Origin of the sequence: Archangium sp. (assembly GCF_036277355.1) — a bacterium.
GTDB lineage: Bacteria > Myxococcota > Myxococcia > Myxococcales > Myxococcaceae > Archangium.
Genome location: NZ_DASUNC010000017.1, coordinates 82799 through 100606, shown reverse-complemented (window position 1 = coordinate 100606; position 17808 = coordinate 82799). Strand labels below are relative to the sequence as shown.

12 protein-coding genes are annotated in these 17808 nt (G+C 69.3%); 5 read left to right on the top strand and 7 right to left on the bottom strand.

Annotation, left to right across the window (positions count from 1 at the left end; all coding sequences use genetic code 11):
• The first annotated feature begins 48 nt into the window (after positions 1 to 48).
• The gene (locus VFZ09_RS03945) at positions 49 to 1203 is read left to right on the top strand and encodes a class I SAM-dependent methyltransferase (RefSeq protein WP_329726115.1); all 1155 of its coding nucleotides are present in this window, start codon (positions 49 to 51) and stop codon (positions 1201 to 1203) included.
• 24 nt (positions 1204 to 1227) lie between these two features.
• On the opposite strand, the gene VFZ09_RS03940 is transcribed toward VFZ09_RS03945, so the two are convergent.
• On the bottom strand, positions 1228 to 3156 hold the full coding sequence (locus tag VFZ09_RS03940; RefSeq protein ID WP_329726114.1) for an ATP-binding protein: 1929 nt from the start codon (positions 3154 to 3156) through the stop codon (positions 1228 to 1230).
• Positions 3157 to 3414: 258 nt separating this feature from the next.
• Here VFZ09_RS03940 and VFZ09_RS03935 point away from each other — a divergent pair, with 258 nt between their 5' ends.
• The 3 genes from VFZ09_RS03935 to VFZ09_RS03925 all read left to right on the top strand — a co-directional run bounded on the left by VFZ09_RS03935 (position 3415) and on the right by VFZ09_RS03925 (position 6705).
• Complete coding sequence (locus VFZ09_RS03935) at positions 3415 to 4032, top strand: TIGR02265 family protein (protein WP_329726113.1); 618 nt, start codon at positions 3415 to 3417, stop codon at positions 4030 to 4032.
• Between the two features lie 27 nt (positions 4033 to 4059).
• Positions 4060 to 4824, top strand: a complete 765-nt coding sequence (locus VFZ09_RS03930; RefSeq protein ID WP_329726112.1) for a DUF3592 domain-containing protein — start codon at positions 4060 to 4062, stop codon at positions 4822 to 4824.
• A 75-nt stretch (positions 4825 to 4899) separates the two neighbouring features.
• On the top strand, positions 4900 to 6705 hold the full coding sequence (locus VFZ09_RS03925) for an N-acetylmuramoyl-L-alanine amidase (RefSeq protein WP_329726111.1): 1806 nt from the start codon (positions 4900 to 4902) through the stop codon (positions 6703 to 6705).
• Positions 6706 to 6730: 25 nt separating this feature from the next.
• On the opposite strand, the gene VFZ09_RS03920 is transcribed toward VFZ09_RS03925, so the two are convergent.
• The 5 genes from VFZ09_RS03920 to folD form a co-directional block, all read right to left on the bottom strand.
• Entirely contained in the window at positions 6731 to 11095 is a 4365-nt protein-coding gene (locus VFZ09_RS03920) for an AAA domain-containing protein (protein ID WP_414640670.1), read from the bottom strand.
• A 144-nt stretch (positions 11096 to 11239) separates the two neighbouring features.
• A complete protein-coding gene (locus VFZ09_RS03915) occupies positions 11240 to 11977 on the bottom strand; it encodes a DUF5953 family protein (RefSeq protein WP_329726109.1) in 738 nt (245 codons plus the stop codon).
• 25 nt (positions 11978 to 12002) lie between these two features.
• Complete coding sequence (locus VFZ09_RS03910; protein WP_329726108.1) at positions 12003 to 12632, bottom strand: DUF6310 domain-containing protein; 630 nt, start codon at positions 12630 to 12632, stop codon at positions 12003 to 12005.
• A gap of 484 nt (positions 12633 to 13116) precedes the next feature.
• Positions 13117 to 13305: a hypothetical protein gene (locus VFZ09_RS03905; protein WP_329726107.1), complete on the bottom strand. Its 189-nt coding sequence runs from the start codon at positions 13303 to 13305 to the stop codon at positions 13117 to 13119.
• A gap of 23 nt (positions 13306 to 13328) precedes the next feature.
• The gene (gene folD / locus VFZ09_RS03900; RefSeq protein WP_329726106.1) at positions 13329 to 14231 is read right to left on the bottom strand and encodes a bifunctional methylenetetrahydrofolate dehydrogenase/methenyltetrahydrofolate cyclohydrolase FolD; all 903 of its coding nucleotides are present in this window, start codon (positions 14229 to 14231) and stop codon (positions 13329 to 13331) included.
• 170 nt (positions 14232 to 14401) lie between these two features.
• On the opposite strand from folD, the gene VFZ09_RS03895 reads away from it, so the two are divergent.
• Positions 14402 to 15295 carry a YHYH protein gene (locus VFZ09_RS03895; RefSeq protein WP_329726105.1) on the top strand — a complete coding sequence of 298 codons (894 nt, stop codon included), beginning with the start codon at positions 14402 to 14404 and terminating at the stop codon, positions 15293 to 15295.
• 65 nt (positions 15296 to 15360) lie between these two features.
• Here VFZ09_RS03895 and VFZ09_RS03890 read toward each other — a convergent pair whose 3' ends face one another.
• Complete coding sequence (locus tag VFZ09_RS03890; protein WP_329726104.1) at positions 15361 to 17724, bottom strand: hypothetical protein; 2364 nt, start codon at positions 17722 to 17724, stop codon at positions 15361 to 15363.
• Between the last annotated feature and the right edge of the window lie 84 nt (positions 17725 to 17808).

The following is a 17808-nucleotide window of genomic DNA, read 5'->3' as shown; positions in this document are numbered from 1 at the left end:
TGCGGGCCCGCTTTCCTCCACCAGGTACATCATCTCAGGAGAAAACGCATGGACGCTCCAGTGTCGTTCCGTCTCAACCCGAAGGGTCCAGCCGCCGCACGCTATGCCGCTGGCAAGGTCCCGATGACCACGCTCATCGAGGACTACATCCACGAGCGACTCGACATCGAGGGGGACTTCCGCGCCTTCATCCGCGAGCGGCACTCGGTGGCCGACTACAAGTTCGTCGCGGATCACTTCAAGTTCCTGCTCACCAACTTCCTGCCCGAGGTGCTCATCCACTCGCAGGAGCAGGACATCCGCATCGGCCGCGAGCACTACGATCGGGGCAACGACTTCTTCGGCTGGTTCCTCGGGCCGCGGATGATCTACACGTCGGGCTTCTTCACCTCGCCCAACCAGACGCTGGAGCAGGCGCAGGATCAGAAGATGAAGCTGGTCTGCGACAAGCTGCAGCTGCAGAAGGGCGAGCGCTACCTCGACATCGGCTGTGGCTGGGGCACGCTCGTGGCGACGGCCGCCAAGGACTACGGCGTGGACGCGACGGGCATCACCATCGCGGAGAAGGGCGCCGCGTACGGCACGGAGCAGATCCAGCGCATGGGGGTGAGCGAGCGCGCCCGCATCCTCACGCTGGACTACCGTGACATCCCCGCCGGCCCGTACGACAAGATCTCCTGCCTGGAGATGGCCGAGCACGTGGGCGTGCGCAAGTTCCAGGACTTCATGAAGCAGGTGTACGGGATGCTCGCCGACGACGGGCTCTTCTACCTGCAGATCGCCGGGCTGCGCGCCAAGAAGGGGACCCTGGGTTTCCACTTCGAGGACCTGGTCTGGGGCCTCTTCATGAACAAGTACATCTTCCCGGGCGCCGATGCCTCCATGCCGCTCTCCTTCGTGGTGAGCAACCTGGAGACCGCGGGCTTCGAGATCCACAGCGTGGAGAACGTGGGCATCCACTACTCGCTCACCATCTCGCGCTGGTACGACAACTGGATGGCCAACCGCGCCGACGTCGTGAAGACCTACGGCGAGTGGTGGTTCCGCCTCTGGCAGATGTTCCTCGGCTGGTCCGTGGAGATCGCCGCCCAGGGCGCGTCCACCTGCTTCCAGGTCGTCGCCAACAAGAACCTCGACGGCTTCAACCGCCTGCGGTGGATCGGCGCCACGAACCTGGGTGAGCGCGACCTGAAGTCCAAGTAGGACGTGGGCCGGGGAGCCCCGCCCTCAGAGGCGGGGATCCTCGCACTGCATGGGCAACTCGACGGTGAAGGTGGCGCCCTTGCCCTCGCCGTCGCTCTCACAGGTGAGGCTGCCGGCCATCTCGATGGCGGACAGCGCGCTGATGTGCAGCCCGAAGCCGTGGCCGTTCTTCCGGGTGGTGAAGCCTTGGGAGAAGAGGCGTCCCAGGTTCTCCGCGGGGATGCCCAGGCCATTGTCGGCCACCTGGATGCGCAGCCGGTCGTCGGGCGCGGGCGCCACGCGGATGGTGATGCGCTTGTCCGGCCTGCCGCTGTCGATCAGCGCGTGCCGCGCGTTGCTCAGCAGGTTGAGGATGATCTGCAGCAGCTTGTGCCGGTCCAGGAGGATGGGCGGCACGTCCGCGTACTCGCGGTGCACTTCAATCCCATGGCGGGAGAAGGAGACGGACTGCAGGCGCAGGGCGTCGTCGATGAGCCGCGTCACCGACATCAGCTCCACCATGCCGGCGAAGCGCGCGTGCTCCTGCTGCATGCTGACGATGGATTTGACGTGCTCGAGCCCCTCGGTGAGCGTCCGCTGCTCGTCCAGCAGGGCCTGCTGCTCCTCGGTGAGCTGGTCCGCCAGGGCGATGAGGTAGGCCGGGAGCTGCCGGCCGCGTGGATCCGTGGCGAGGAAGGTGCACAGGTCCGCGGAGTGCTCGCGCAGCAGCTCCGCGGAGCGCACGAGCCCGCTCACCCGGAGGTTGCGCAGCCGCTCGGTGACGAGGTTGGCCGAGACGTTGACGCTGTTGAGCGTGTTGCCCACGTTGTGCAGCAGGCCGGTGGCCACCTCGGCCATGCCCGCGTGGCGCGAGACATCCAACAGGCTGCGGTGCATCTCGCTGAGCTTGAGCTCGGACTCCTTGCGCTCGGTGATGTCCCGCCCGAAGAGGTTCACCCCCAGCGGCCGGCCATCCTCGCCGAAGACGGGGTTGTAGGAGATGTCGAGCACCTGCTGCGTCCGGTCCCCTCGCACATAGGAGTCCTCGTGCCTCACTCGCTGCCCGCGGAGCGCCTTCTCGAGGACCTGCCGGAAGCCCTCCTGGTGCTCCGGGGGGGCGTGGAGGAGGAAGGGCTCGCCCGGCACCGGCTCCAGCCCGTAGCGCTCACGGTAGGCGCGCCGCAGCGCCGAGTTGGCGAGGATGAGCCGCCCCTCCACGTCCACCGAGCACACATGGTCCTCGGTGTTCTCGATGAGGCTCTGCAGCTTGCGCTCGCTCTCGCGCAGGGTGCGCAGCGCCTGCTCGCGCGCCGCGTGGGCCTGGTTGCGCGCGGACGTGTGCAGCCAGCTCATCGCCCAGATGCTCATCATGCAGAGGGCGGCGCAGATGTCCACGATCCACAGGTTGCCCGCGTGGAGGGGCTCGGACGTGCGGGCGAGGAAGTGGATGGGGTGGATGAGGCCCACGAACAGGGCCACCGGCACGGTGAGGATGAACCCCAGCCGCGCCCCCATCAGGTACACCGACATCGCGGGCAGGAGCATGCTCGCGGCATGCGAGGCCGAGAAGGGCCGGGTGCTGGTGATGCAGGTGAACACGAATGCGGTGGCGATGGCCGAGCAGATGATCAGCGCGGAGAGCTCGTGGGAGGAGCGCCGCCGCAGCAGCACCAGCGCGGCCGTGTTCATGGACAGGGAGAAGAGCCCGATGGACGCGTGCATCAGCGGCTGGGGGCTGACGGGCAGCGCGAGCAGCACCACCAGATCCAGCAGCATCAACCCCAGGGCGATGCAGACCAGCAGGCGGCAGCGGATCAGATCCTCCGGGGCGGCCCGGCGCAGCGGCTTCGACAGGAAGACGTCCAGCCGCGAGAGGATCCACCCCCCCAGCCGCTGATTCCAACGCCCCTGTCCATGGGGCCTCGCGGACTCCGCGATCGTTTGTCCCGCCTGGATGGTGGAAGTGCTCGACATGACGAAGGTACGTCCCCCACGCCCGCGCTCCGCGAGCGGCCTGTCCACAACCATACACCGCCAGCGTGAAGGACTTCGCCACTCCGTTGCGGATACCCCATGGGGGCGTGCCTGCCTGGAGCGCATCCGGGGAGTCTGCTCCCCGAGGCGATCTGTTCCGCATCCAAACCTCCGGGGCAGGTCTTCCGTGCGAGATGCGCTCGCCTGCTCGATATTAGGGCGGTGATGGGGGGAGGTAGCCCGGGAGGGGCGTTGCACATGAGGCGTGAGAACGGCGCCGATCCGGGAGAGGTCGGGGCCGAACTGGAACTGGAGCGGAGACTCGGACTGGTGACACCAGCCGACAGTGTGCGCGGGATGTTCTTCCGCAGCGTGCTGGAGGTGATGTGGGCGCTGGGGGACGAGGCTTGCGTGGAGCACTGCGTCGAGGTGTGTGGGCGGCGGAAGTTCGCGGACTTCACGTGCTACCCGGCGAGCGACTTCCTGCGGCTGTTGTGGACGGCGGCGCGGTTGCTGGGCAACGGGTACGGAGACTTCCCGGGGGCGATGCGGGCGCTGGGGCGCCGGGCCGCCACGGACTTCTTCGCCTCGGCCACGGGCAGGCCGTTGCAGGCGCTGCTGGCGGGTCATCCGAAGAAGCTGCTGGACAGCCTGCCCATGGCCTACGCGGCGGGCGCGGCCAATGGGGGCCAGTGCGTGGTGGCGTGGGCGCAGTCGGGCAGCGCCCTGGTGCAGTTGGATCGGGACTTCCTCCCCCGCGCGTACGTGGAGGGGGCGCTGGTGGCGGCGCTCGAGGTGGTGGGCACGCGCGAGCCGCGGGTGTGGAGCCGGGTGCTGGGGCCGCTCTCCTGCGAGTACGTGTTGTCCTGGGGGTGAGCCGGGAGGAGCAGGTAGGATGGGGGCATGCAACTCGGTATCCCCCAGGCTCCCCGACGCGTTCCCCTCTCGAAGGTCCCCGGTGCCATGGCCCGGCTGGTGCGTGTGGCGCTCCTGGGGCTGGGGCTGATGGCGGTGCTCGGCGCGGGCGCGAGGGCCCTGGGCCGCTTCGTGGTGGAGGAGCAGGACTTCCTCTCGCGCGCCCAGGAGCTGGAGGGCCAGCTGGCGGCGTCGACGCTGCCCCCCCGGGGCGAGCGCGAGGGCGCCGAGGCCACGCTGGAGGTGCTCTACGCCGTGGGTGAGGTGCGGTACTCGGCCAGTGGAGTTCGCACGCATGCCGAGTACGCCGAGGGCCTGGGACCGGGGGCGCGCGTCCTGCTGCTGGTGGATCCGCTCGTGCCGGACAAGCCCCGGGAGGCGGGGTATGTGCGCGCGCGCGCGAAGACGCTGGGGCTGGTGCCCTGGGGCCTGGGACTTGGAGCGCTCGTGGGCGTGGGGCTCTTCGTGCGGGAGCTGCGGCGGACGCTGCGCGCGGAGCTGGAGCCGCTGCGCAAGGGGATGCTGGTGTGGCTGACCCCGGAGGGCCCGCTGCCGGAGTCGCGCCGGGAGGTGCTCTTCCCGGCCAGCTTCCGGAAGGAGGATCAGAAGCACACGGTGCGCGCGCGCCTGCGCTCGGGCCGGGCGCCGGTGCGCAATGGAGACAAGGTGCTGGCCGCGGTGCTGTCCTCGTTGCCCGGCGAGGCCCGGGTCATCGACGAGCAGTTGGCACGCTCCTTGGGGTGGATCCGCTGAGGGGGGCGAAAATTTGCGGGGGCAGGGGGGCCGTGACACACACCTGTAGCCCTCTTCGTCCTTGGAGGACCGACCATGCTCCCGCGCCTCGTCCTGCTCCTGGCTGTGCTGTCGCCGATCGCCACCCAGGCGAAACGGGATCCGGCCGAGACCGCCTACCAGGAGGCGCGTCGGTCCTACTACGCCCTTAAGGATGATGCCGCGCGGCGCAAGCTGCGCCACAACTGGCTCAACGTGGCGGCCCGGTTCGAGGCCGTGGCGAGCAACCATCCGAAGAGCCCTCGGGCCCCGGACGCGCTCTACACGGCCGCGGAGCTGCTCAGCGAGCTGAGCCGCATCTCCTTCGTCCCCGAGGATCAGCAGGCGGCCATCGCCGACTACACCCGCGTGGTGGAGTCCCACCCGAGGCACCGGCTGGCGGACGACGCGGCGCTGACGCTCGCGCGCATGTACTTCGAGCGGTTGGATCAGCCCGAGGCCGCGCGCCGCGTCATCACCGGCAGCCTCAAGGCCAACCCCAAAGGTGATCGCGTCCGGGACCTGAAGGCGCTGCTGGCCTCGCTGCCGCCGCCTCCCGCGCCCAAGACGCCGGCCCCTCCGCGCGAGAAGGCCCCGCCCGCCGTGGCCTCCACTCCGTCGTCCAAGCCGGCCTCCGAGCCGCTCCCGGTGATCCGTGTCGAGCTGTCCAAGTCGGCCGAGCCGCAGCCCGCGCCCGCGCAGCAGACCGTGGCCTCCGCGACGGCGGGGGAGCGGACGGGTGGCTCGCCGCTGATCGATGCCATTGGCCGGACGTCGAGGGAGCCCGCTTCCACGCAGCAGGCGCCGCAGCCGGGGCCCGCTCCGGAGCCGAAGCCGGCGGTGGTGGAGCCGGTGAAGGTGGCCGAGCAGCAGCCCGTGAAGCCGGCGGTGGTGGAGCCGGCGAAGGCGGCCGAGCAGCAGCCCGTGAAGCCGGCGGTGGTGGAGCCGGCGAAGGCGGCGGTGGTGGAGCCGGTGAAGGTGGCAGAGGAGCAGCCCGTGAAGCCGGCGGTGGAGCCGGTGAAGCCGGCCGTGGAGCCCTCGAAGACCGAGGTGCTCGCGTCGAACAAGCCCATCACCGCCCCGGTGGACGAGCATGTGGCGCAGGCCCGGCTCAAGGCGGTGGCCAAGGTGTCCGGCAAAGCCGAGCTGACGCTGGCGGAGCAGCTCGGGCTGAAGGTGCGCCGGGTAGTGATCGACGCGGGACACGGCGGGCATGACACGGGGGCGATCGGCCGCAAGGGGACGCAGGAGAAGGAAGTGACGCTGGCCATCGCGCAGAAGCTGGCGCGCGAGCTGCGCGATCGGGGCCTGGAGGTGATGCTCACCCGCGAGGGCGACCGCTACCTCAAGCTGGAGGAGCGCGCGCGCATGGCCAACGAGATGCGGGGCGATCTCTTCATCTCCATCCACTGCAACTCGGCGCCCACCTCGAAGCTGCGCGGCATCGAGACGTACACGCTCAACACGTCGGCGGACCGTTACTCCATCCGCCTGGCGGCGCGTGAGAACGCGTCCTCGGAGAAGGGCATCAGCGATCTGCAGTTCATCCTCGCGGACCTGGCCACCAAGGCCAACACCGAGGAGTCCACGCGGCTGGCCACCCGGGTGCAGAAGAACCTCGTGAGCCACCTGTCCAGCGGCTACAAGGGCGTGAGGGATCTGGGCACGAAGGAGGCGCTCTTCTACGTGCTACTGGGCGCGAAGATGCCGGCCATCCTCGTGGAGACGTCCTTCCTGTCCCACGCCGAGGAGGAGAGCCGTCTGGCCTCGGACAAGTACCAGGAGGACGTGGCCCAGGCCATCGCCCTGGGCGTGGAGGACTTCCTCGGCCGCCGTCAGCTGGCCAAGGTGCAGGTGGACTGAGATCGTCAAGAAGGGCCGAGCGCGCTCAATTGAGCACGCGGCGGGTCTCGCCCCGGTCCTGGGTGTCCGGGACGGGAGGCTGGCGGGCGATCTGCTCGCTGGCGGCCTGGAGCACCTTCTCCCGCGCGCTCTCGGGATCCCGGAAGAAGTGCGGCGTCCACAGCCGCACCAGCTTCCAGCCCTGGCCCTCCAGGATGGCCGTGCGGAACAGATCCCACTCCACGGGGTCCGCCGCCTTCGGGTAGCGCGTGCCATCGCACAGCACGCCCACCGTGACGTCCCCGGCGCGGCGGGGATGGTGCAGGGCCACGTCCACGCAGAAGCCGTCGTTGCCCCAGTGTACGTCCGAGGACACGCCGTGCGTCCGCGCCAGATCCGTCGCCAGGGCCCTCGCGAAGGCCGAGCCCGCTTCCGTCTCGCGCTCGTGCACCACCGGCTCCGGCCGCTCCCGTGTCTCCTCAGGCTGTCCGGACTCGCTCGCGTACTGCTCCGTGAGCCGCTCGGCGTATTGGAGATAGGCGAAGAGCAGCCAGCCTCCGTTCGGCTTGCGGCCCTGCTCCACTGGAGGCAGCGCCGAGTACACCTCGCGCGGGATGGACGTCACCAGGTGCACCTGCTGCCGCGCCCGCGTCACCAGCACGTTCAACCGCCGCCCTCCGCCCGCGCTCCCCAGCGGTCCGAAGCGCCGGTAGAAACGGCCCTTCGCGTCGGGACCGTACGTGGTGCTGATGATGATGTGATCCCGCTCGTCACCCTGGACGTTCTCCAGGTTCTTCACGAAGAGCCCCTCGAACGAGCCCTCGCCACGCCGCACCCGGGCCGCCGCCAGCTTCGCCGCGAAGTCCGCGTCCGCCGCCGCCAGTTCCTCCAGCACCTCGGTGATGGCATCGCGCTGCGTCAGGTTGAAGCACGCCACGCCGATGGACGGCGGCTCCGGCTGCGAGAGCAGCTCCTTCACCAGCGCTCCCACCGCTCGCGCCTCCACCACGTTCACCCGCTTCTCGTACAGGCCTCTCGCGTGGAGGAGCCGCAGCGGCGCGTGCTCCACCCGGTTGGACGGGTGCCCCGGAATGGCTTGCAGCCGCGAGTCATAGAAGTGCTCGTTGCTGAACCCGATGAGATCCGCGTTCTGTGAGCGGTAGTGCACGTCCAGGTAGCACTGATCGATCTCCAGGTTCAGCGCCGCGCCGAGCAGATCCTCCACCTCGGCCTGCTGATCCTCGAAGAGACCCTGCTCGTCCTCGGCGTCCAGCTCCTCCTGGCTCTGCACCACGGCGGACTCGAAGAAGCGCGTGGGCGGCAACTGCTTGGGATCTCCCGCGATGACCACCCGCTTCGCCCGCGTCAGCACCGGCAGTGCCTCCTCCAGCCGGCACTGCGAGGACTCGTCGAAGATGACCACGTCGAAGAGCTCCCGGCGGGGGAAGATCTGCGCCACCGTCTGGGGGCTCGCCATCCACACCGGCCGCATGTCGAAGAGGGGATCGCCTCCCTCGACGCTCGCACCCGCGGCGATGACCTGTCGCACCCGAAGTGCTCGCTCGCCCCGCAGCAGCAGACGGCGGCGCAGCTCCGCGCCCATTCCGTTGAGCCGTCCTCCCGTGGCGGCCAGCAGCCGCTCGCGCTGGCACTCCGTCCAGCGGTGGAGGATGACGTCTCGCACGAGCTCTCGCTTGCGTGCCTCCAGGGCCCGGTAGCGCGTCTGGCTCGCGTGCAGGCGGTCCGCGTCGATGTGCTGGAGCACCGGGCTCTCCTTCACCCGGGCGGACACCTCGGCGGCCAGCACCGCCTTGCGCACCGCGCGCCAGCCGTTCTCCGCGTCCGCTACGGCCAGGGCCAGCTTCTCGGCCGCCATGCCGAGCGCCGGAGGCAGCCCCGTCACCAGGGTCTGGATTCGCAGCAGCCCCTCCACGCTCGACAGCCGCGCCGCGAGGGCCGAGACGAGCGGCTGCATCTGCTCGCCCGAGCGCAGGGCCCGGCTCCGGGCCACGCGCCACTCGGAGGAGAAGAGGCCCACCTCGGCCAGCCGGGACTCCAGCCGGACCACGGCCTCGCTCCGGGCGGCGGACTGGCGCAGGCCCGCGAGCAGGCGCGCCCGCGCCGCGTCGTCGGACTTCAAGGCCTCCCGGACCGCCTGCCGGCACGAGGCGAACACCGGCCGCTCCAGCTGCAACAACACCTCGAAGAGCGCGGCATGGGTCCTCAGTCCGCGGGCGAGCGCCTCATCCGCGAGGGGCCCGGTGGGACCGGGGGCGAGGACCGAGTGATGGAACTCGGTGAGCAGGAGCCGCGCGCGCACACCCGTGAGGAAGCGGGAGACGCGCTCGGCGGTCTCGGCCCCCACGGCGAGCCCGAAGCGCCGGAGCACCTCGGCGGCCTTCGCCCGGCGGGTGAAGAAGAAGAGGAAGCGGTACCACTTGCGAGCCACCAGCAGCCAGGACGCCAGGAACGCCAGGGACTGCCCCAGGGCACTCAACCCCTGCGGCTCCGAGCGGTGCACCAGGGCCAGCTCCGTGTCCAGCGGGCCCTCGTTCAACACCTGTACCTGCGGCGCCAGGCCCTCGAGCTGCGTCTTCGTCGCCTGCACGGCCTCGGACATGGAGGAGGCCCAGCGCGCCAGCCACTCGGGACGCGCCTCGCTCAGCACGCGCTCCAGCTTGTCGGCGAGCTCGGCTCGCGCCCGGCCCTCGGCGGCCACGTCTCCCGTGGGTGAGAAGGCGGGGACATCGGGCGAGGCCTGGGCATCCGCTTCACGCGCGGCCTCCAGGGCGGACGCCATGCGCTCGCGGTACGTGGCGAGCGGCGTGGACAGGTAGTCCTTCAGCTCGGCCCCGAGCGAGGTGCGCCAGGGGTTGTCCGGGTAGCCCTCCTTGCCAGCGCGCTCCAGCACCTCGCGAACCTCGCGCTCGTGGGGACGGGACTCGGCCAGACGGAAGGCACCAAGGGACTCGGTCGCACGGGCCAGCGACTCCGGGGCCTCCTGGCCGAACCACTGGCCCACCAGCTCGTGGAAGGAGGGCTCGGTGCCTCCAGCGGGGCGCTCGGAGAGGGCGCGCTCGGCGGAGGACAGCTCGTCGTGGAGCGCCTGCATCTCGGTGTCCACGCGGGCCAGCTCGGCCTTGGCGGCGGGGTTGACCTTGGACTCGGTGAGGTTGTCGAGCTGCTCGCGGATGCCGAGGTACAGCTCGCGCTGATCCCGCTGCGCGTCGTGCACCACGGCGCACAGGGAGCCGAGGCCCAGGTACTCCAGCCGATGCTTCACCACATCGAGCGCGGTGCGCTTGTCGCAGACGAGCAGGACGCGCTCTCCGCGCGCGAGGTGGTCTCCGATGGCGTTGGCGATGGTCTGCGACTTGCCGGTGCCGGGAGGCCCGTGGACGACGAGGCCCCGGCTGCTGCGCGCGAGCCGCACCGCGCGTGACTGGCAGGGGTCCGCATGAGAGACGAGCCGGTCCTCGCCCGCGCGCCAGGTGCCCTGGGCCGTGGCGTCCTTCCTGGGCGAGCCCTGGGCGCCGAGGGAGACGCCCACGCGCAGGAAGCTCTCGATGGGGCCCCGGACGGGCTCGCCGTCCACGAGGGCCCGCATGTCATCCACGAGGCTCTGGTTGGACAGGGGATAGAGGCCGAGCACGGCGCACGGGAGGATGGCGGTCCCCGCCGTGGTCTCGTCCTCGGAGCGTGGGGTGGGGGAGAGGGGCGTCTCCGCGGAGAAGGGCGCGGGGGCGGGCAGCTCGAGGGCGCTGGCCACGGCGGCGGAGAGCTCGTTGAGCTCACGCCAGGGATCCTGGCCCGACTCGTCGGCGAACAGCTCCCCGAGGCGCTTGCCGGTCTGCCGCTCGACCCAGGCGATGAGGGCGGTGTTGGGCATGACGCGATCCGCGCCATCGGCGGCGGACTCGAGCTCGAGGCCCGGTGTGCGGCCCTTCTTGAGGGTGAGGCGCACGGGGATGAAGGCGATGGGCGCCAGGACGCGCTTGGTGCTGTTGAAGCCGCGCGAGTCCTGGGTGTTCGGGGGCAGGTGGAGCAGGGGGAAGCCCACGTGGAGCACCTGGGCGCCGGTGTCCTGCTCGAAGGTGCGGGCATCCTCGGCGATGGTGTTCAGCTTGCGCAGCAGGGTCTGCCGCTCGTCGTCCTCGCGCTTGGAGGGGGAGTCCGTGGCGTCCTTGGAGGCGCTCGGGGTGCGCACGGAGAGCTTCACCGTGGCCTTGTCCCCGAGGAGCCCGGCGAGGACGGAGTGGGGCGAGGTGCCATCCAGCCGGCTCAGCAGCGTGAGGTCCACGCGCTGGCGGCTGTTGTGGGGACGGCAGTTGATGCTCGGGCCCGACGCGAGCGAGGCGTACAGGCGATCGAGCATCTTCTCGAGGAAACGGCTGCGGGGCTCCGAAGACAGGGCTCACCTCCTGGGACGGAGGCACTTCCTATCACAACGGCAAGCGGTCTCCCGGCGGGAGCGCTCTCGCCGGAAGCCTCCGGTGGCGGGTTCGATTCCTGCCATCATCTCCGTGAGCACGGCCAGCGCGAGCCGTGCCGAGCCTCAAGGGGTAGCGCGCCCGCCAATCTCCGGGAAGCGCTCGTAGGCCCTTTTAAGCGCGTCCAGGTGGGCGGGGTTGTCCAGGTCGAGCGGCGCATCGGTGAGCTGCACGACCCACCCGCCCGTTGCGGTACGCCGCGCCCGTGAGAGCAGCTCGGCGTCGCGGAGCGGGTCCGGGAAGCCGATGATCCGTGCAGCGGCGTCTGACCAGTAGTTCAGCCACCCAAGGCGATGCGGAATCTCTGGCAAGCGCATGGCACCAGGAGATCTGATCACCGGCAGGCCACGGGGAGGCGGCTCCAGGTCGTCTGGCCGATTCTTCGTCTGGCGTGCAATGTCCACCCCCGCGCTGAACGGCGTCGCGTGCCCCCAGAACGCGCGTGCTTCCTCCGCCACAGCCTCTAGCAAAGCCGCCGCGGCCGCGATGCCCTCCGCGGACAGAGGCACTGACACATGGAATTCAAACTGTGCCCGACCGCCAGGGGAAATCGCCGCCGGTTTCCCCCATCCCATGACGCTCACTCGGAGGTTGTCATCGATGCTGCGCAGAGTCGGAAATTCCCCGCGCTTACTCTCACGGGCAACAAGTGCATCACGATCCTGTAACGGGACAAGTTGTCCCTCGTCAGAAATCATGAGCCCGATGCACAAGCCAGGAACTGCGCTTTCCATTCCATGAACAACAGCCAAAGGACGGCCATCATCGACCGTAAGCGCAGGCGCGTAGACGATCATGGTCATCTGGTCTTTTCGTGTGGCGGACATTTCAGCACCAATCCATGAGGACGATAATGCCCTGGAGTTGCGGTTCCTCGATTTCCAGCATGGCCTTGTGCGTTGCGCTTCGCACACCGACCCGGAAGTCAAATCCACATGCCCTCGCAAGCTCACGCTCGATCAAGAAATCATGCACATTTTTTTTGATCACAATGTTTTGAAGTTCTAGCGGGTACGAACCGAAGTTGTCAGTCTTCACCTCCCAAAGCACGCCCGCGACAACCTGCAACGCGTCGAAAGCCTTGCCGTTCACCAGCGCGTTGGCCCCACGGTAGGCGTTGAACGGAATCCCGTCAGCACACTGATTGTGCAGCCTATTTCCACCCTTGGGCGGCACCCGTTGGGGCTTGCACTCCGGGCGGCGCTCTCGCTCCGTGACTTCGGTTGGCCCCACGGGAGGAAAATCCGGTCCTTTGGGCTCCGGCTTGGGCCTTTTCTTCGGCGAGGGCTTCGGCGGGGCGGGCTTTGTGTCAGGCACGGGCCTCGTTTCTGGCGCGGGCCTCGTTTCTGGCGCGGGCCTCCCTTTCTTGGGATCGCCCCAGCTCAGCTCATACGCATCCAGGGCCTCTTTGATGGCGAATCCCACCACCACCACGCCTGCGACGATCACTGCTCCCACGATGATCTCCGGCGCCGCCAAGACACAGAGTCCGACGCCCACTGCCGCACCTGCGGAGGCGACGGCGCATCTGCCCGTGATGTCCCGAAACCGAACCCGGTCATGGTCGAGGGCATGAAAGCACCGCTCCGCCAGCACGGGCCAGGGCTCAGAAGCTTCGCGGACGGCACACTGCCCTCCGTCCGTCCAGGGCAGCTTCGCCGCTCGCTGGAGATTGGCGAGCCTTGGGTCTTGGGCCGCTGGCTCTCTTGGGCTTGGGGGGGTCGTCGTACAGGCTGAGAGAAAGAGCAGAAGTGCGAAGCACGCTCGGAGACACATGGCCGGGTCCTCCATTGGAGCTAGGACCTGGCGGGTCCTGGTGGGGCCGGTCGGAGCATGAAAGCGCGCCCCGGCAGCCACGAACGAGCGCGCCAAGCTCATGACAGGGGGCTGGGGTGCAGCAGCCGCAGCTCGGGCCAGGGCGAGCGCCAGCGCAGCGGGCAGCTCATGGTACGACTCGGTCTCTGGAAGAACGGAATGACCGCCGAGCGGTCACTTCGCAGTTGTTGCCGTAGACGGACATGCCGCTGAACTGCCGGTAGTTGAAGATGCCGCCGTCGCGCACGATGCCCACGTCGCTGCCGCGCGAGCCGCCGCCGTAGGCCCAGCCCGCCGGGTGCCGGGTCTGGAACACCGCTGATTCTCGGCACCTGACCCTCAACGCGGGCTTCCCGGCAGCTCGCGCGCCTGCCGTGCCTGTCGCGCGGCCTGAAGGGTGTTCGCGAGCAGCATCGTGATGGTCATCGGGCCCACGCCGCCGGGCACGGGCGTGATGGCCTCGGCCTTCGGATGGATGGCGTCGAAGTCCACGTCTCCCACCATCCGGTAACCGCGAGGGGAGGATTCGTCGGGGACGCGGTTCTGCCCCACGTCGATGACGACGACGCCGGGCTTCACCATGTCGGCGGTGATGAGGTTCTGCTTGCCCACCGCGACGATGAGGATGTCCGCCTGCCTCGTGTACGAGGCGAGGTCCGGCGTGTGCCGGTGCGTGAGCGTCACCGTGGCATCGGGCCCGGGGGCCATCAGCAGCGAGGCCAGCGGCTTGCTGACGATGAGGCTGCGCCCCACGATGACGACGTGCTTGCCCCGGGTGGGGATGCCCTCCCGGCGGAGCATCTCCATGATGCCGGCCGGGGTACAGGGCACGAAGGCCCGGGGGTCGCCCACGAAGGCCAGCCCGGCGTTCATCGGGTGGAAGCCGTCCACGTCCTTGTCCGGGTGGATGTGCTCCAGCACGGCCTTGTAGGGCAGATGGGCCGGGAGCGGGAGCTGCACGAGGATGCCGTGCACCGCCGGGTCGGCGTTCAGCCGGTCGATGACCGCGAACAGCTCCTCCTCGGACACGTCCTCCGGCAGGTTGAGCGTCTGGCCCTTCATGCCGAGGGCCTCGCACGCCCGCGTCTTGCTCGCCACGTAGGCCTGGCTCGCGGGGTTGTTGCCCACCAGCACCACGGAGAGCCCTGGCGTCACCCCGGAGGCCCGGAGCTCCGCCACCTGCTTCGCCAACTCCTCCCGCATCACCCGGCTGATTTCAGTTCCGTCAATGATCCGCGCCATGCGCCCGCTCCTTACGCCAGATTCCCGGGCGTTGCCGCACCGTTTTTCCAGGAACCCTTTCGGGGTGTTGACCCGTCTCGGAAGCCCAGAAATCCCACCGGGTTGCCCGGAATTCATCTCCACGGGTCTCAGGGAATGTGCTCGTGAATGGAGCAGGGGAGAACCGTACGATGAATCGCACCTGGAATCGGATTGTCGCAGTGGGGATGTGTCTGGGCCTGGCGGCGTGTGGGGCGGACCCGGAGAACCCGGGGACGAGCCCCGACGCGGGGACCTCGAACGCGGGCGCCTGCACGCTGACGGCGAACACCGCGGAGACGTCCACGGTCAGCCCCTCGGGGTGCCCTCTCCTCACGCGCGACACCAGCGCGTGCGAGGCCGAGCGCAAGGCCCAGGGGCTCTCGGGCTACTGGCTCCAGTTCTCCTGCCGCGTCTCGCTCTCGTCCACGACGACGAACGGCCTGAAGATGGTGCGGGCGCAGGCGGACGGCCAGCCGGACTACAAGAGCTTCTACTTCTCCACGACGAACGCCTGCTACGAGACGTACTCGGGCGCCATCCGCAACCCCAACTCGATTGTGGCGCAGCGCTACACCATCGACTTCCCCGTCGTGCAGAGCATGCTGTCCCAGGCCATGCGGGGTGCCATCGTCGGGCTCGCGCTCAACGGTGTGCCCATCTTCGGCAACTTCGCGGCGCCCGGCGATGACATCTTCACGGAGGCGAAGACGTTCGACCGGTGCGGCGCCCATCCGCAGAACACGGGCGTCTACCACTACCACTCGGAGCCCTACGCGCTCTCCTACGACGACGCGCGTTTCATCGGCGTCATGCGCGACGGCTACCCCATCTACGGGAGGAAGGACGCGGACGGCAGCGCCCCGGTGCTGGACTCGGTGGGCGGCCACACCGGCCTCACCGCGGACAGCCCGGAGACGCCCGTCTACCACTACCACGTCCACGAGCAGACCAGCACGAGCAGCGGGACGCTGGGCCAGAAGCAGTGGTTCCTCACGACGGGCACCTACCGGGGCGAGCCCGGCGGGTGCGTCGGGTGCAACTGACGGCCTGGCTCAGGAGTCGTAGCCGTGGTGCCCGTCGAGCACGATGGCGCCGACGGGCTGCCCGGTCAGTTGGGCGTCACGCAGGAGCAGGTGCTGGCCTGGGTGTAGCAGGCGTTGCTCGAGCCGGCGGCCACCACGGAGTAGCAGTACGGCCGGCCCGGGAGGACCTCGGTATCCGTCCAGGTGGTGCCGGTGACGGTGGCCTTGAGCGCCTTGCCGAAGTTGCAGCCGGCGTGGCCCTCGGTCTTCAGCACCCAGTACTTCGCGGCGTTGGTGACGCCCGTCCAGGAGAGCGCCACCTGGCGGGTGCCGGGGGTGAGCGTGACGGAGGGCGTCGCGGTGGGGCCGGCCGAGCAGCCACCGTTCTGCGGCGCCGGCGTGGCGCAGGCGATGTTGTGCCGGTTGAAGGCGTTGTAGATGGCCGTCATGTGCGGCGTGCCATCGGCGAGGTTGCCGTTGTCGTCGTCGGCGGCGAGCCACTGCATGTAGCCGTTGGTGGAGCCGCAGCCGCTGGAGGTCTTCGCGGTGCAGTCACAGGCGTGCCACGAGCCGACGTTGCCGCTGCCCTGGTAGAAGAGCTTGTTGCCGACGATGAACGCCGTGTTCGCGTCGTAGTTGAACGGCGCGGCGCGCAAGTCGCGGGCCACCAGGTCCCACGCGGCCTGGCGGGTGGGCGCGGCGGCGCAGTGCGTTTGGCGGCCGCACAGGCCCGTCGAGGTGGTGCACCGGACGCAGACGTGGTTCTGCGGCGTGTCCGGGGTGTTGTCCGAGTGCTGGGCCCAGTCCGCGTCGCGCACGCCCGAGCAGTTGAGATCGCAGTGCGCCGCGCCCGACTGCGCCTCGTTCTGGTTGTAGCCCGTCCCATCCGCCGTCAGGCCGCAGCCCCTGTTGCTGGTGGCGAAGAAGCCGTGGCCCACGCAGGACGTCTGCAGCCGGTAGATGGCCGCGATGTCCGCGTACCCCTCGCTGGAGGCGCTCAGCGTGCCGTTGGCATCGTTGTCATCCATGCCATGGCCCCACTCGTGATCGAACACCGCGCCGATCTCCCCGGTGTTCCGGCAGCCGCCGCCGCTCCGGTAGAAGTTGACCGTCCCCGCGCTCCAGTAGGCGTTGCAGGTGCTGGCGATGTTGACGTTGGCGGTGAGCTTCGCGTTGACCCAGGTGTTGCTAGGGAGCCAGCCGCGCGCCTGCTCCGCCAGCTTGTTCAGCTCGTAGAACGCGGCGCGGGCCGCCGGGGTGTTGCCCGCGGAGCCGCCTCCCGTGGTGCAGTCGTGCTGGCCGTTGGTGCCGCCCAGGTTGATGTCGCCCGTGGTGGAGGCGTTGCTGACGGTGCCGCACCGATCGCTGATGCCGATGTACTTGCCGCTCAGCGTGGTGGTGACGGTTCCGGAGGTGTAGCTGAAGACACCGGCGCCGTTGGTGAAGTTGTTGGGGCTCACCAGGCCGGTGTTGGCCCACGGCATGGGGTAGTTGGCCTGCATCGAGCCGCACGTCCCGTCGGTCGGGCAGATCTCCGTGTTGGTCAGCGGGTAGACGCCGCCGGTGATGGACGCGTCGAGGTACTGGTTCTTGTCCTCAAGGGCGATCACCTCACCTTTGTGGGCGTCGACGAGCACCTCCCAGGTGGCGTCGTCCCCCTCGTCCTGGAAGCCGAACGCCCAGACGAGCTTGTGGCCGTATCCCTCTCCCTCGGAGGTGGGCACCACCTCGAGGCTCGCGTCCTTCCAGATGGCCTTGGGGCTGTGGGCCAGACCGGCGCGGGCCAGGCCCCGCTCCAGCGCCTGATCCGCGGCCACGAGCGGCAGGGTGCGGATCTTCACGTCCGCCCAGCCCTCGGTGCCGATGAGCACCAGGTTGCCATGGCTGAGGGTGGCCGCCAGCCGGCCCTCGCGCACGGGGATGCCCTGGATCTGCTGCGGGATGTGGACCTGCCAGAGGTGCTCGGTGACCTGCGTGACGCGCGGCTCGCCGAGCTGCGACGGATCGATGCCCAGCACCTCCGCGTGGTCACGGGCGAACCGGACGACGAGCTCGCCCACCACGGACTCGTCCACCGTGGACACCGCGCGGCCGAGGTTCTGGCCCACGCCGCTCAGCGTCACCCGGTTGTCCATCCCGTTGCCCGGGATCATCGGGATGCGCGCATGGATGCCGGAGACCGCTCCCGAGCGCGGCTCGAGGTAGACGTTGATGTCCTTCCCGTAGCGCTGCATGAAGTCGCTCAACGCCCGCTCCCTCGCGGGGTTCAGCTTCCCCTTCGCCCGGGCCTCGCGCAGCTCGACGTTGTTCGAGCTGATGGAGAGCTCGGAGTTGAAGAAGGCCTGACGGGCCACGGCGCTGCGCGACGCTCCGTGCTCGGGATGGATGGCCCAGCTCGCGCCAGAGCTCAGGACGGTGGCGAGCGTCGCGACGCCCAGGAATCGCTTCATGTCACACCTCGTGGATTGATCTGCCGGGGGGTATCTGGATTCGCTCGTCCCTCTCGTCGTACTGAGAGACCCGGACGGCCCGTG

Bases quoted from the DNA above. Each gene is read 5' to 3' on its own strand.
- VFZ09_RS03915 (WP_329726109.1), bottom strand. From the start codon at position 11,977: ATGACCATGATCGTCTACGCGCCTGCGCTTACGGTCGATGATGGCCGT.
- VFZ09_RS03940 (WP_329726114.1), bottom strand. From the start codon at position 3,156: ATGTCGAGCACTTCCACCATCCAGGCGGGACAAACGATCGCGGAGTCC.
- folD (WP_329726106.1), bottom strand. From the start codon at position 14,231: ATGGCGCGGATCATTGACGGAACTGAAATCAGCCGGGTGATGCGGGAG.
- VFZ09_RS03945 (WP_329726115.1), top strand. From the start codon at position 49: ATGGACGCTCCAGTGTCGTTCCGTCTCAACCCGAAGGGTCCAGCCGCC.
- VFZ09_RS03895 (WP_329726105.1), top strand. From the start codon at position 14,402: ATGAATCGCACCTGGAATCGGATTGTCGCAGTGGGGATGTGTCTGGGC.
- VFZ09_RS03925 (WP_329726111.1), top strand. From the start codon at position 4,900: ATGCTCCCGCGCCTCGTCCTGCTCCTGGCTGTGCTGTCGCCGATCGCC.
- VFZ09_RS03890 (WP_329726104.1), bottom strand. From the start codon at position 17,724: ATGAAGCGATTCCTGGGCGTCGCGACGCTCGCCACCGTCCTGAGCTCT.
- VFZ09_RS03930 (WP_329726112.1), top strand. From the start codon at position 4,060: ATGCAACTCGGTATCCCCCAGGCTCCCCGACGCGTTCCCCTCTCGAAG.
- VFZ09_RS03935 (WP_329726113.1), top strand. From the start codon at position 3,415: ATGAGGCGTGAGAACGGCGCCGATCCGGGAGAGGTCGGGGCCGAACTG.